Source organism: Staphylococcus simulans (assembly GCF_025561465.1).
GTDB lineage: Bacteria > Bacillota > Bacilli > Staphylococcales > Staphylococcaceae > Staphylococcus > Staphylococcus simulans.
On sequence record NZ_CP095100.1, the window covers coordinates 1,061,198 to 1,075,157 of the forward strand.

Here is a 13,960-nt window from a genome sequence, read left to right on the forward strand (position 1 = left end):
GGATGAACGATTTAGCCAATAGAGTTGAAACACTGCATCGCTTATTGAATCAATATAATCATGAATATTATGTGATGGATAATCCATCTGTACCAGATAGTGAGTATGATAAATTACTCCATGAATTGATTCATATCGAAGAAGAACATCCTGAATTTAAAACAGAAGATTCTCCGACAGTACGTGTAGGCGGCGAAGCACAAGCTACTTTTAATAAAGTGCGCCATGATACACCAATGTTAAGTTTAGCTAATGCTTTCAATGAAGAAGATTTACGTCGTTTTGATGCCCGTGTACGTGAACATGCGGGAAAAGTTGAGTACATGTGTGAATTGAAAATTGATGGTTTAGCGGTATCTTTAAAATATGAAAACGGTAGATTTGTGCAAGGGTTGACGCGTGGTGACGGAACGATTGGTGAGGATATTACAGAGAACTTGCGTACAATTCGAGCGATTCCATTAAAAATTAAAAAGCCGTTAACTTTTGAGGTGCGCGGTGAAGCGTTTATGCCGAAAGCTTCTTTTGAGCGTTTGAATAAAGAGAAGGAAGAAGCGGGTGAACAAGCTTTTGCGAACCCACGAAACGCAGCGGCTGGCTCATTACGTCAATTAGATTCAAAATTAGCAGCAAAACGCCGTTTAAGCATTTTCTTATACAGCGTCAATGACTTTACAAACTTCCATGCGACATCACAAAGTGAAGCTTTAGATGAATTAGATGAGTTAGGTTTTAAAACCAATCAAAACCGTAAACGTGAGTCAGATATTGAAGGCGTATTGGAATACATCAAGTATTGGACTGAAAAACGCCAAGACTTATCCTATGATATTGATGGTATTGTGATTAAGGTCAATGATCTTGAAGAGCAAGATGAGCTAGGGTATACACAAAAATCACCAAGATGGGCAATTGCCTATAAATTTCCAGCAGAAGAAGTAGTAACGACTTTACATGATATCGAATTAAGTGTCGGACGTACGGGTGTAGTCACACCGACAGCAGTATTAGAACCTGTTCGTGTTGCTGGAACGACTGTTTCTCGTGCTTCACTGCACAATGAAGATTTAATTCATGAAAAAGATATTCGTATCGGGGACAGTGTAGTGATTAAAAAAGCAGGCGATATTATTCCGGAAGTTGTGCGCAGTTTACCTGATCGCAGACCAGAAGGAACTGAAACTTATCATATGCCGACACATTGTCCAAGTTGCGGTCATGAATTAGTTCGTTTAGATGGAGAAGTCGCATTACGTTGTATTAATCCTAAATGCCCAGCACAACTTGTCGAAGGTATGATTCACTTCGTATCACGCCAAGCGATGAATATCGATGGTTTAGGTACGAAACTGATTATGCAGTTGTACGATAATGAAATTATTAAAGATGTAGCAGATTTATATTACCTTACAAAAGATGATTTGTTGCCGTTAGAACGTATGGGTGAGAAAAAAGCAGATAATCTTTTAAATGCGATTGAAGCGTCAAAAGAAAATTCATTTGAACATTTATTATTCGGTTTAGGCATCAGACATTTAGGTGTTAAAGCCAGTCAAGTAATCGCAGAACGTTTTGACAACATGGAGCGTTTGTTTGAAGTAACGGAAGAAGAATTGCTTGAAATCCATGATATCGGAGATAAGCTAGCGACTTCATTAATTACTTATTTAAATAATGAAGATATCATTGCTTTAATTGATAAACTTCGTGCAAAAAATGTTAATATGAAGTATAAAGGTATCAGAACTTCAGAGATAGAATCTGATTCAGAATTTAATGGTCTGACTGTTGTATTAACAGGTAAACTGCACAATATGACACGTACAGAAGCATCTAAATGGTTGGAAGCACAAGGTGCAAAAACAACAAGCAGTGTGACTAAGAATACGGATTTAGTCATCGCTGGTGAAGATGCTGGATCTAAATTGACGAAAGCAGAAAAACTAGGCACAGAAATTTGGTCTGAAGCAGACTTTATCCAAAAACAAAATGAAGTTGACCAATAAACAATAGAGGAGATAGGGCATGAAGAAAACAAGTGTATTACTCATCTCTCTCTTATTGATTCTCACGGCGTGTGGCAATAAGGATGAGCAACAAAAATCAACAAAAGAACAAGAAAGTCAATCAGATTCAAGTACTGTTAAGCACATTGCGACAGATAAGAATGTTCAAGGTGATGACTATAGAACGATTCTTCCATTTAAAGAAAGTCAAGCAAGAGGTATGTTGCAGCAAACGATGGCGAATGGCTATAACGGTGATGACTTTGAAGATGGTTTATTAGAACAAAGTAAGACAGTTTTTCCAACTGACGAATACTTATACCAAGATGGTCAGTTTTTAGATAAAAAAACAATTAATGCTTATCTTGGACCTCAATACACAAAATCTGAAATCGAAAAAATGGATAAAGATGAAAAAGAAGAGAAAAATGCGAATGAAAATCTTGGTTTAAATCCATCTCGTCATGGCGAAAAGGATGAAGAAAAAATCGCAGAAAATTCACCTGCTTATCTTTCTAACATCTTAGAACAAGATTTCTACGGCAATAGTGACACCAAAGGTAAAAAAATTAAAGGCATGACTATTGGTCTTGCGATGAACAGTGAATATTATTACCAAAAAGAAAAAGACGGACCAACCTTCAGTAAGAAATTAGACCGTGCGAAAGTCGAAAAAGAAGGTAAAAAAATGGCCGATGAAATGTTGCAACGTTTACGTGAACATAAAGCATTGAAAAACATTCCAATTCACTTTGCGATTTATATTCAATCAGGAGAAAATGATATTATTCCAGGAGAATTTGTTGCAGGTGCAACGGCAGATGATGGTCAAACACGTATCAACAGTTGGAAAGATATTAATGAAAAATCAGTGCTGTTACCTTCATCAGAAGCAGCTGATTTGAATGAGAATTTAAACAATAACTTCAAACAGTTCAATGATAATTTGCAGTCATATTTCCCTAACTTTACACAAGCAGTAGGTAAAACGAAATTTGATGGCAAAAAACCGAAAAACCTTATTATTGAAGTACCGATTGATTACTATGGCAAAGCTGAATTAACTGGTATTACACAATTTATTGCACAACAAGCTGACAAATACTTCAGCAATATTGATGCCTATGAAATTCATATTAAAGATGGTAACCAAGCACGTGCTTTAATCACAAAAGGTAAAGATGATAAAAAACAAAATGTGCATATCTATAAAAGATAAATGAATAGATAAAATTATGATAAAGATGTCTTCGCATAGAAGGCATCTTTTTATATTTTTTGACAATATATTGAAGTACTACCTGGTACAGTTTAATACAAATTTTGATGGGAAAAGTACAATGATGTATCAAAATTAGAAAAAGGTGATATATAAATGAAAATTGTAGCACTATTTCCAGAAGCCACAAAAGGGCAAACAGAAAACAACGTGTTAGATGACTATACTGCGTTAAATCTACGTCCTTTTTTAGAAGAACGTGGACATGAATTGGTCGTATTGAAAGATGGAGAAGATGATTTAGATCAACATCTTAAAGATATGGACGTTGTTATTAGCGCGCCATTTTACCCTGCATATATGACAAAAGAACGTATTGAACAAGCACCTAACTTAAAATTAGCAATCACTGCAGGTGTAGGTTCTGACCATGTGGATTTAGAAGCAGCAAGCGAACATGATATTTCAGTGGTAGAAGTCACAGACTCAAACACGGTTAGTGTAGCTGAACATATTGTGATGACAACATTAATCTTAGTTAGAAATTACGAGGAAGGTCATCGCCAATCAGAAGAGGGTGGTTGGAACTTAACACAAGTAACGAACCATGCCTTTGAACTTCAAAATAAAACGATTGGTATTTTTGGTTTAGGCAGAATTGGTCGTTTAGTTGGAGAGCGTTTAAAACCGTTTAACGTAGATATTATTCACTATAGACGTTCTAGCCAAGAAGATACAGACTTCTCAAAATATGTGAATTTTGATGAGTTAGTGCATAAAAGTGATGTGTTGATTATTACAACACCACTTACCCCTGAAACAGATGATTTATTTGATTATAATACAATCAGTCAAATGAAAGATGGCAGCTATATTGTAAACTGTGCACGCGGTAAGATAGTAAACAAAGAAGAAGTAGTTAAAATGATAGAAGAAAATCATCTTCAAGGCTATGGTGGAGATGTATGGTATCCACAACCTGCACCTTCAGATCATCCGTGGAGAACGATGCCGCGTAATGCGATGACAATTCATTATTCAGGAATGGTTATTGAAGCACAATTACGTATTGAAAAAGGTGTTAAAGATTTATTAACACACTTCTTTGATGAAACGCCATTCCCTAAGGAAGATGTGATTGTGAATGGTGGTCAAATCACTAGCCAATCTTATGCGAAACATGATGATTCAAACAACTAAGCTATAAGCTTAGCAGATTAAGTGAAAAGGAAATGCAACTATTTATAACACAAATAGGGCAGGAACGAGAAGTTCCTGCCCTTTGTATTGATAATGATTTTTTAATTAGCTATGCAAAATTTGTTTAACTTCATCTAATTCATTGACTGTACGTGTACTTGGTTTTTGTGTAAACTTGCTGACCAAGTAAGTAACTACGACACTCATAATAAACCCTGGAATGATTTCATACATACCGAAGATTTCTGAAACATCAGCCATTGGTTTGATGAAGACAATCCAAACAATAACAGTTAATGCGCCTGCTACCATACCACTGACTGCGCCAGCTCTTGTTAAACCTTTCCAATAAAGTGAGAACAAAACAAGTGGACTAAATGAAGCTCCGAAGCCTGCCCAAGCGTTACCAACTAAGTTTAAAATCGTATCGTTAGGTGACCATGCGATCCAAATTGCGACAATCGCTACAGCCATAACACTCAAACGACCTACAAGTACAAATTCTTTTTCGTGTTTTTGTGCGTTTGCTTTTTTACCACGAATCAATTTATAGAAGTCTTCAGTTAATGAACTTGATGTTACAAGCAGTTGTGAAGAAATCGTGCTCATAATTGCTGCTAAAATGGCTGCTAATAAGAAGCCACCGACTAATGGATGGAATAAAATCTGACTCATGATAATAAATAGTGTTTCTGGATCGTGAAGCGTAACATTGTAGTCTGGCACAAATGCGATACCAGTCAAACCGACTAAACATGCACCCGCAAGTCCGACTGCCATCCATAAAATTCCAACACGACGCGCAGTTGGTAAGAGTTTAAAAGATTTAATCGACATAAAACGAACGATAATGTGAGGTTGACCGAAGTAACCTAACCCCCACGAGAAGAGTGAGATAATACCTAAAACAGTAGTTCCTCTGAATAAGTCCAAGTTAGTAGGTTTCATATCTGCGATTTGTGAGAATGTATCCCAACCATTTAATTTTAATAAGGCTACGATTGGAACCATAACCATCGCAATCAACATGATGACACCTTGGAAGAAGTCAGTAATTGAAACAGCTAAGTAACCGCCTAAAAAAGTGTAAAAAATAACGATAACAGCTACCATAATCAAGCCGTATCGATAATTCAGTCCGAATGAAGTTTCAAATAATTTACCTCCAGATACAAACCCGGAATGCGTATATAACGTAAAGAAAACGACAATAATGAGACCAGAGATAATTTTAATAATGTTTGAATGATCATCTAATCTATTTTTGAAAAAGTCTGGCAAGGTAATCGCATTGCCTGCAATTTCTGTGTAAACACGTAATCTTGGTGCGACAATAAAGTAATTCAAATATGCTCCCAGTGTTAAACCGATCGTAATCCAAATTGCGGATAATCCTGTCGCATAGACAGAACCAGGCAATCCCATAATCATCCAGCCGCTCATATCAGAAGCTCCGGCTGACAGCGCTGTAATGTACGGGCCGATGTTTCGGCCTCCCAACATATATTCGCTTAAATTTCCCGTTGACTGTTTGTAACCATAGATACCGATGATAACTAGAATGATAAAGTATACACCAATCATGATGTATGTTTGCCAGTCAGCATCGATTTGGCTACTCACTGAAGTACCTAAAATAAACATCGTGGTTTCCCCCTTTTTCTCATTGATGATTCAATGTATACGCATTATTATACAACAATTCTGAAAAAAGGGAATAGTTATTTTATAACAATGTTAAATATAAACCGCTCAACAGTGGCATTTTAAACGCTTTCTGTAATGAAAAGGTTTTCAATGCTTTAAAGCACATTAGTAGTATTTTTATAATTTTGAATGTATAAACGTTCATATTACATCAAAGCTTCTGTTGAATTAATGGTAATGATTTGCAATTGAAGTTCAGAATGATTAAGTTAAAGGGGAGTCATTACCTGATATATGGGTATTTTGAACTAAAAAATTTAGATTTTTGACAGTTTTTTTGATACAATTTTATGATGAAGTATTAATAAGGAGGCAGTTCATTAATGGCTAGAGTATCACGTGAAGAAGTTGAACATATTGCAAATTTGTCTAAACTTCATATTTCACCAGAGGAAACAACAGAAATGCAAGACACATTAGAAACAATCCTAAACTTTGCCCAACAAATCGATACAGCTGATACAAGCGATGTAGAACCGACGTATCACGTATTAGATTTACAAAATGTATTAAGAGAGGATAAAGCAGTTAAAGGCATTCCTCAAGAGCTTGCGCTCAAAAATGCAAAAGAAACAGAAGATGGTCAATTTAAAGTACCATCAGTTATCAACGGGGAGGATGCGTAATGTCTATTCGTTATGAATCAGTTGAAAAGTTAAGCGAAATGATTAAGAACAAAGAAATCAAACCTTCTGAAGTTGTAAAAGATATTTATGATGCAATTGAAGAAACAGATCCGACAATTAAATCATTCTTAGCTTTAGATAAAGAGAATGCAATCAAGAAAGCTGAAGAGCTGGATGAATTGCAAGCGAAAGACCAAATGGAAGGTAAACTCTTCGGTATCCCAATGGGTATCAAAGATAACATTATTACAGAAGGCCTAGAAACAACATGTGCAAGTAAAATGTTAGAAGGCTTTGTACCGATTTATGAATCAACAGTAATGAAAAAATTACATGCTGAAAATGCAGTATTAATCGGTAAATTAAATATGGACGAATTTGCAATGGGTGGTTCAACTGAAACTTCTTACTTCAAGAAAACAGTTAACCCATTCGATCATAAAGCAGTGCCAGGTGGATCATCAGGTGGTTCAGCAGCAGCTGTAGCAGCAGGTTTAGTTCCATTCTCATTAGGTTCAGATACTGGTGGATCTATTCGTCAACCAGCAGCATACTGCGGTATCGTGGGTATGAAACCGACATACGGTCGTGTATCACGTTTTGGTTTAGTTGCATTCGCATCTTCATTAGACCAAATCGGACCTTTAACACGTAATGTAAAAGATAATGCAATTGTTTTAGAAACAATTGTAGGTGTAGATAAAAACGATTCTACAAGTGCTCCAGTTGAAGATAATGACTTCACTTCAGATATCGGTAAAGATATTAAAGGTATGAAAATTGCTTTACCTAAAGAATATTTAGGTGAAGGTGTATCTGATGAAGTGAAAGAAGCGGTACGTAACGCTGTTGAAATTTTAGAAGGTGAAGGTGCAATCGTAGAAGAAGTGTCATTACCAAATACTGGCTATGGTATTCCATCTTACTATGTTATCGCATCATCAGAAGCTTCATCTAACTTATCTCGTTTCGATGGTATTCGTTATGGTTACCATTCCAAAGAAGCACAAACATTAGATGAACTTTATAAATTCTCACGTAGTGAAGGCTTCGGTAAAGAAGTTAAACGTCGTATTTTACTTGGTACATTCGCGTTAAGTTCAGGTTACTACGATGCTTACTACAAAAAATCACAAAAAGTCAGAACGTTAATTCGTCAAGACTTTGACAAAGTATTTGAAGACTATGATGTAGTCGTTGGTCCTACAACACCAACAGCTGCCTTCAACTTAGGTGAAGAAATTAATGATCCGTTGACAATGTATGCAAACGACTTATTAACTACTCCAGTTAACCTTGCCGGCTTACCAGGTATTTCAGTACCTTGCGGACAAACTAATAACAGACCGATCGGATTACAGTTTATCGGCAAACCGTTTGATGAAAAAACACTTTACCGTGTTGCTCATCAATTCGAACAACAATACAACTTACATGATGCATATCAAAATTTATAAGGAGTGTTAATGATGCATTTTGAAACAGTCATTGGACTAGAAGTCCACGTTGAACTGAAAACAGATTCTAAAATGTTCTCTCCATCACCAGCACATTTCGGAGCAGAACCAAACACAAATACGAATGTGATCGACTTAGCATACCCTGGTGTGCTTCCAGTTGTAAACGAACGTGCCGTTGACTGGGCAATGCGTGCTGCAATGGCATTAAACATGGAAATTGCGACTGAATCTAAATTCGATCGTAAAAACTATTTCTATCCAGATAACCCGAAAGCTTACCAAATTTCACAATTTGACCAACCTATCGGGGAACATGGTTACATTGATATTGAAGTAGATGGTGAAACAAAACGTATCGGTATCACACGCCTTCATATGGAAGAAGATGCGGGTAAATCAACACATAAAGACGGTTATTCATTAGTAGACTTAAACCGTCAAGGTACACCGTTAATCGAAATCGTATCTGAGCCCGATATCCGTTCACCTCAAGAAGCTTATGCTTACCTTGAAAAATTACGTTCAATTATTCAATATACTGGCGTATCTGACGGTAAAATGGAAGAAGGTTCATTACGTTGTGACGCTAACATTTCATTACGTCCATATGGTCAAGAAGAATTCGGTACAAAAGCTGAATTAAAAAACTTGAACTCATTCAACTATGTACGTAAAGGTTTAGAATATGAAGAAAAACGCCAAGAAGAAGAACTATTAAATGGCGGCGAAGTACTTCAAGAAACACGTCGTTTCGATGAGTCTACTGGTAAAACTATCTTAATGCGTGTTAAAGAAGGTTCAGATGACTACCGTTACTTCCCAGAACCAGACATCGTACCATTATACATTGACGATGCATGGAAAGAACGTGTACGTCAAACAATTCCAGAATTACCAGACGTACGTAAGAAAAAATATGTTGAAGAATTCGGATTACCTGCGTATGATGCGCATGTCTTAACATTGACGAAAGAAATGTCTGATTTCTTCGAAGAAGCAGTTGAACATGGCGCTGATGTTAAATTAACTTCTAACTGGTTAATGGGTGGCGTTAATGAGTACTTGAACAAAAACCAAGTTGAACTTCAAGATACAAAATTAACACCTGAAAACTTAGCTGGTATGATTAAGTTGATTGAAGACGGCACTATGAGCAGTAAAATCGCGAAAAAAGTCTTCCCAGAATTAGCTGAAAATGGCGGAGATGCTAAACAAATCATGGAAGATAAAGGTTTAGTTCAAATCTCAGATGAGTCTGTATTATTAAACTTCGTAACAGAAGCATTAGATAATAACCCTCAATCTGTTGAAGACTTCAAAAACGGTAAAGGCCGTGCGAAAGGCTTCTTAGTCGGTCAAATTATGAAAGCGTCTAAAGGTCAAGCCAACCCTCAAATCGTTAACAAATTATTACAACAAGAATTAGATAAACGCTAATTGATTGTATAACCTGCAGTGATTACTGATTGTAATCTCTGCGGGTTTTTTATTTTGATAAGGTGGTTTTAAAAACGAATTTCATTGATTTCAACCATTAATACTTTCAACTGAAGCGGAAATCATTTAAAATTGAAATTGAGTAAAAATGATGAGGGATTATTTATGAGAAAACGAGCTAGAATTATTTATAATCCGACTTCAGGCAAGGAATTGTTTAAAAAAATGCTTCCAGAAGTCTTGATTAAAATGGAACAAGCAGGATTTGAAACAAGTGCATATGCAACGCAAAAAGCAGGAGATGCGACGATTGAAGCAAAACGCGCATTGCATGAAGATTATGAAATGCTCATCGTTGCTGGTGGTGACGGCACATTAAACGAAGTGGTTAATGGGATAGCCGAACATCCGAATCGTCCTAAAATCGGTGTCATTCCAATGGGAACGGTAAATGATTTTGGTCGTGCCTTACATTTACCCACTGATATATTAAGTGCAGTAGATGTCATTATTAAAGGACATACAGTTAAAGTAGATATCGGTAAAATGAATAGTCGATATTTTATTAATTTAGCTGCAGGTGGACGTATTACTGAAGTCTCTTATGAAACTTCTAGTAAATTAAAAACATTTGTTGGACCATTTGCATACTACATCAAAGGTATGGAAATGTTGCCGCAAATGAAAAATGTGGATGTCCGTATTGAATATGATCAAAAAGTCTTCCAAGGTGAAATCCTGTTGTTTTTACTTGGATTGACGAATTCAATGGCAGGCTTTGAAAAATTAGTGCCAGATGCGAAATTAGACGACGGTTATTTTACGTTGATTATCGTTGAAAAAGCGAATTTAGCAGAACTGGGTCATATCATGACTTTAGCTTCAAGAGGGGAACATATTAAACATCCGAAAGTGACATATGAGAAAGCAAAATCAGTTAATGTATCATCTTTTGAACAAATGCCACTTAATGTAGATGGGGAGTATGGTGGTCAATTACCTGCCAATTTCTTAAATTTAAAGCAGCATATTGAAGTATATACACCAGCTAATGTAGATAATAAAGAATTAATTGAACAAGATTAGAGAAGTAAGCAGATGAAAGGTTAGGACTTAATCACAAGCCTGACCTTTTTTCTATGGAGGTTACAGTGTGGAAACATTAAAGAAAAATCAAATCTTTACAGGCGAGGTTATCGACTTAACTCATGAAGGACATGGTGTAGTCAAAATAGACCGTTACCCAGTCTTTGTGCCGAATGCCTTGCCTAATGAAGAAATTGAATATAAATTAATCAAAGTAAATAAAAACTTTGCGATTGGTAAATTATTAGAGATTCATAAAGAAAGTGCTGAACGTGTGACGCCTCCATGTGTTTACTATAACAAATGCGGAGGCTGCCAGCTGCAACACTTAGATTATCAATCACAATTAACAATGAAACGTAATCAAGTTGTGAATCTATTTCACCGTAAAGGAAAGTTTGAGCAAACGGTTATCAATGATACGATCGGCATGATGAATCCTTGGAACTATCGAAATAAATCACAAATTCCTGTCGGCTTGAATAAAGAACAAGATGCGATTATGGGCTTCTATCGCCAACGCAGTCACGATATTATTGATATGGATGAATGTATTATTCAAGACAGCATTCAAAACCAATTGATGCGTTCGATTCGTGCCTTACTAAAAGAGCATGACGTATCCATTTATAATGAAAGAAAGAAACAAGGTTTATTACGTCATGTCATTATTCGAGTAGGCCATGTCTCACGTGAAGTGATGATTATTTTTGTGACGAACGGTAAAAAGTTTAAACAAGCTAAACCGATTGTTGAGAAATTGGTTAATGCGATGCCGAATATTAAGAGTGTCATTCAAAATATCAATGAAACACATTCAAATGTGATAATGGGCAAAACATCAAAAACATTATATGGTAAAGATGAAATTATTGATGAGTTGGATTCAGTGGAATTTGAAATCAGCGATCAGTCATTCTATCAAATCAATTCATCACAAACAGTTAAATTATATAATCAAGCGATGAAATACGCACAATTAACAGGCGAAGAAACAGTACTTGATACGTATTGCGGTATAGGTACTATTGGATTATATATGGCAGATAAAGCGAAACATGTCTATGGTGTTGAAGTCGTTCCTGCCGCAATTGAAGATGCGAAGAAAAATGCGCAATTGAATGGCTACGATAATACAACTTTTGTCTGCGGTAAAGCTGAATCAGTGATTTTAGACTGGAAACAACAAGGCATTCAACCTGATGTTGTCATGGTCGATCCGCCACGTAAAGGTTGTGACGAAACATTCTTAAACACACTGTTAGAATTAAATCCGAAACGCATTGTTTATATTTCATGCAATCCAGCTACACAACAACGTGATGCCCAAATTCTTGCGCAAAACTATGCGTTAAAAGAAATCACGCCTGTCGATATGTTCCCACAAACAACACATATTGAGACAGTAGCATTGTTTGAAAGATTATAATCAAAAATTATGTATATCGAAACAACGAGGTTTTTTCACATAGAAGATGCCTCGTTTATTTTGTGCGGTTATGTATAGGAAAGAGGCTTGGTGCGACCCCGGCCTCTTTATTGAATATTAGTTATCATTATTTTCTTTTGAAGTCGTTTCTCCGCCTTTACGGCCGATTTCTTGGAAATGTTCTGAACTGTATTCTTCAGCTGTTTTTTCTCCACCTTTATGTCCAGCTTCTTCGTGACTCATTTTATTTTCATCGTTTGATCCATTGTTAGAATTTGATTGATTATTGTCTGATTGTGATTGACTTGTGTTAGATTGAGCTTCTCCGCCTTTTTTACCAATCTCTTGGAAGTGTTCTGAGTTGTATTCTTATGCTGTTTTTTCTCCACCTTTACGTCCAGCTTCTTCATGACTCATTTTGTTTTCATTGTTTGTCATATTGAATCCTCCTTCTAACATGATTTGGCGACTAAAGAACAATTAAGTACTCGAGTCTAGTTAGTTATATCTTTTTATAATAAAGTTAAACAAAAAACAAATGAATTCTTTTTGTTAAGGTAATGTAAAGTTAATATAATTAATAATTACTGAAAATAATTAACGTATTTTAGTGAAATTCAAACATGTCATAGGTAATAAATAATTAAAGCTTGCTAAGATAATATATAATAGATGATAAGTACATTGTTTAATGGAGGTGAATGGTATGGAAGAGCGACGTATTGTGCATATTGATATGGATTATTTTTATGCGCAAGTAGAAGTGAGGGATAATCCTAAATTGAGAGGGAAGCCTGTCATTGTCGGAGGAAAGGCAAGTGGCCGAGGCGTTGTGACAACGGCCTCATATGAAGCGAGAAAGTATGGGGTGCATTCTGCGATGCCAATGGCACAAGCACATAAACTTTGTCCGAATGGTTATTATATTCAACCTCGCTTTGATGTTTACAGAGCAACCTCTAAAGAAATTATGGATATCTTTAAAAGTTATACTGAAGTCGTTGAACCGTTATCGCTAGATGAAGCTTATTTAGATATCACGCATCTGGTACGTCCGGATCTTCCAGCATCTGCCATTGCACAGTATATTAGAAATGATATTTGGGAAAAAACCGGATTAACCGCTTCAGCCGGCATTTCCTACAATAAATTCCTCGCTAAACTCGCCAGTGGTATGAATAAACCGAACGGTATGATGATTATTAATTATCAAAATGTCCACGAGATATTAATGAACTTAGATATCGGCGGTTTCCCAGGTGTCGGTAAAGCAACCAAAGCCATTATGCATGAACATGGCATCTACAACGGTAAAGACTTATATGAAAAAGATGAACGCGAATTAATACGGATATTTGGTAAACGTGGACATGGATTATACGAGAAAGCCAGAGGACGCGGCACTAATATTGTTAAAGCACATCGTATCCGTAAATCAGTCGGCACTGAAAGAACCTTTACAACTGACGTTAATGATGATGAAGAAATATTATTGAAAGTCAGAGAGTTAAGTGAGAAGACAGCAGAACGATTGAGTCGTATTCAAAAATCAGGCAAAACTGTAACGGTAAAAATTAAAACACATCAATTTGAAACATTATCGAGACAACGTAGCTTAAGAGATCCGGTTAGAAATGAGATTGATATTTATAATATTGCTTATACACTTTACAACGAACTTAAAGATCCAGAGGTACCAATCAGGCTAATTGGTGTAACAGTGGGTAATTTAGAAAAAACAGAATATCAAAATATGTCGATATATGATTTTCTTTAGAAAAAATAACCGG

Annotated in this window: 11 protein-coding genes; 9 read left to right on the forward strand and 2 right to left on the reverse strand. The window is 36.1% G+C overall.

Translation table 11 applies throughout. From position 1 onward, the window contains the following. The first annotated feature begins 2 nt into the window (after positions 1 to 2). The 3 genes from ligA (at position 3) to MUA87_RS04765 (ending at position 4,425) form a co-directional block, all read left to right on the forward strand. The gene (ligA, locus tag MUA87_RS04755; protein ID WP_002481681.1) at positions 3 to 2,006 is read left to right on the forward strand and encodes an NAD-dependent DNA ligase LigA; all 2,004 of its coding nucleotides are present in this window, start codon (positions 3 to 5) and stop codon (positions 2,004 to 2,006) included. A gap of 19 nt (positions 2,007 to 2,025) precedes the next feature. After that, complete coding sequence (locus MUA87_RS04760) at positions 2,026 to 3,225, forward strand: CamS family sex pheromone protein (RefSeq protein WP_262551349.1); 1,200 nt, start codon at positions 2,026 to 2,028, stop codon at positions 3,223 to 3,225. A 156-nt stretch (positions 3,226 to 3,381) separates the two neighbouring features. Further along, positions 3,382 to 4,425, forward strand: coding sequence for an NAD-dependent formate dehydrogenase (locus MUA87_RS04765; protein ID WP_023015869.1), 1,044 nt, complete (start codon positions 3,382 to 3,384; stop codon positions 4,423 to 4,425). 105 nt (positions 4,426 to 4,530) lie between these two features. On the opposite strand, the gene putP is transcribed toward MUA87_RS04765, so the two are convergent. Further along, on the reverse strand, positions 4,531 to 6,069 hold the full coding sequence (gene putP / locus MUA87_RS04770) for a sodium/proline symporter PutP (protein WP_262551350.1): 1,539 nt from the start codon (positions 6,067 to 6,069) through the stop codon (positions 4,531 to 4,533). Positions 6,070 to 6,455: 386 nt separating this feature from the next. Here putP and gatC point away from each other — a divergent pair, with 386 nt between their 5' ends. The 5 genes from gatC (at position 6,456) to rlmD (ending at position 12,170) form a co-directional block, all read left to right on the forward strand. Next, positions 6,456 to 6,758, forward strand: coding sequence for an Asp-tRNA(Asn)/Glu-tRNA(Gln) amidotransferase subunit GatC (gene gatC / locus MUA87_RS04775; protein ID WP_002481677.1), 303 nt, complete (start codon positions 6,456 to 6,458; stop codon positions 6,756 to 6,758). Then, positions 6,758 to 8,215: an Asp-tRNA(Asn)/Glu-tRNA(Gln) amidotransferase subunit GatA gene (gene gatA, locus MUA87_RS04780; RefSeq protein WP_002481676.1), complete on the forward strand. Its 1,458-nt coding sequence runs from the start codon at positions 6,758 to 6,760 to the stop codon at positions 8,213 to 8,215. Before gatC ends, gatA begins: the two co-directional genes overlap by 1 nt. A gap of 12 nt (positions 8,216 to 8,227) precedes the next feature. Beyond that, complete coding sequence (gatB, locus tag MUA87_RS04785) at positions 8,228 to 9,655, forward strand: Asp-tRNA(Asn)/Glu-tRNA(Gln) amidotransferase subunit GatB (protein ID WP_037556606.1); 1,428 nt, start codon at positions 8,228 to 8,230, stop codon at positions 9,653 to 9,655. A 165-nt stretch (positions 9,656 to 9,820) separates the two neighbouring features. Beyond that, the gene (locus MUA87_RS04790; protein WP_002481674.1) at positions 9,821 to 10,741 is read left to right on the forward strand and encodes a diacylglycerol kinase; all 921 of its coding nucleotides are present in this window, start codon (positions 9,821 to 9,823) and stop codon (positions 10,739 to 10,741) included. A gap of 67 nt (positions 10,742 to 10,808) precedes the next feature. Beyond that, entirely contained in the window at positions 10,809 to 12,170 is a 1,362-nt protein-coding gene (gene rlmD / locus MUA87_RS04795) for a 23S rRNA (uracil(1939)-C(5))-methyltransferase RlmD (protein WP_023015867.1), read from the forward strand. A 117-nt stretch (positions 12,171 to 12,287) separates the two neighbouring features. Here rlmD and MUA87_RS04800 read toward each other — a convergent pair whose 3' ends face one another. Then, positions 12,288 to 12,413, reverse strand: a complete 126-nt coding sequence (locus MUA87_RS04800) for a hypothetical protein (RefSeq protein ID WP_256274452.1) — start codon at positions 12,411 to 12,413, stop codon at positions 12,288 to 12,290. A 463-nt stretch (positions 12,414 to 12,876) separates the two neighbouring features. Here MUA87_RS04800 and dinB point away from each other — a divergent pair, with 463 nt between their 5' ends. Continuing rightward, positions 12,877 to 13,947 (forward strand): DNA polymerase IV, encoded by a 1,071-nt coding sequence (gene dinB, locus MUA87_RS04805; protein ID WP_002481671.1) that lies wholly within the window; start codon positions 12,877 to 12,879, stop codon positions 13,945 to 13,947. Positions 13,948 to 13,960: the final 13 nt, after the last annotated feature.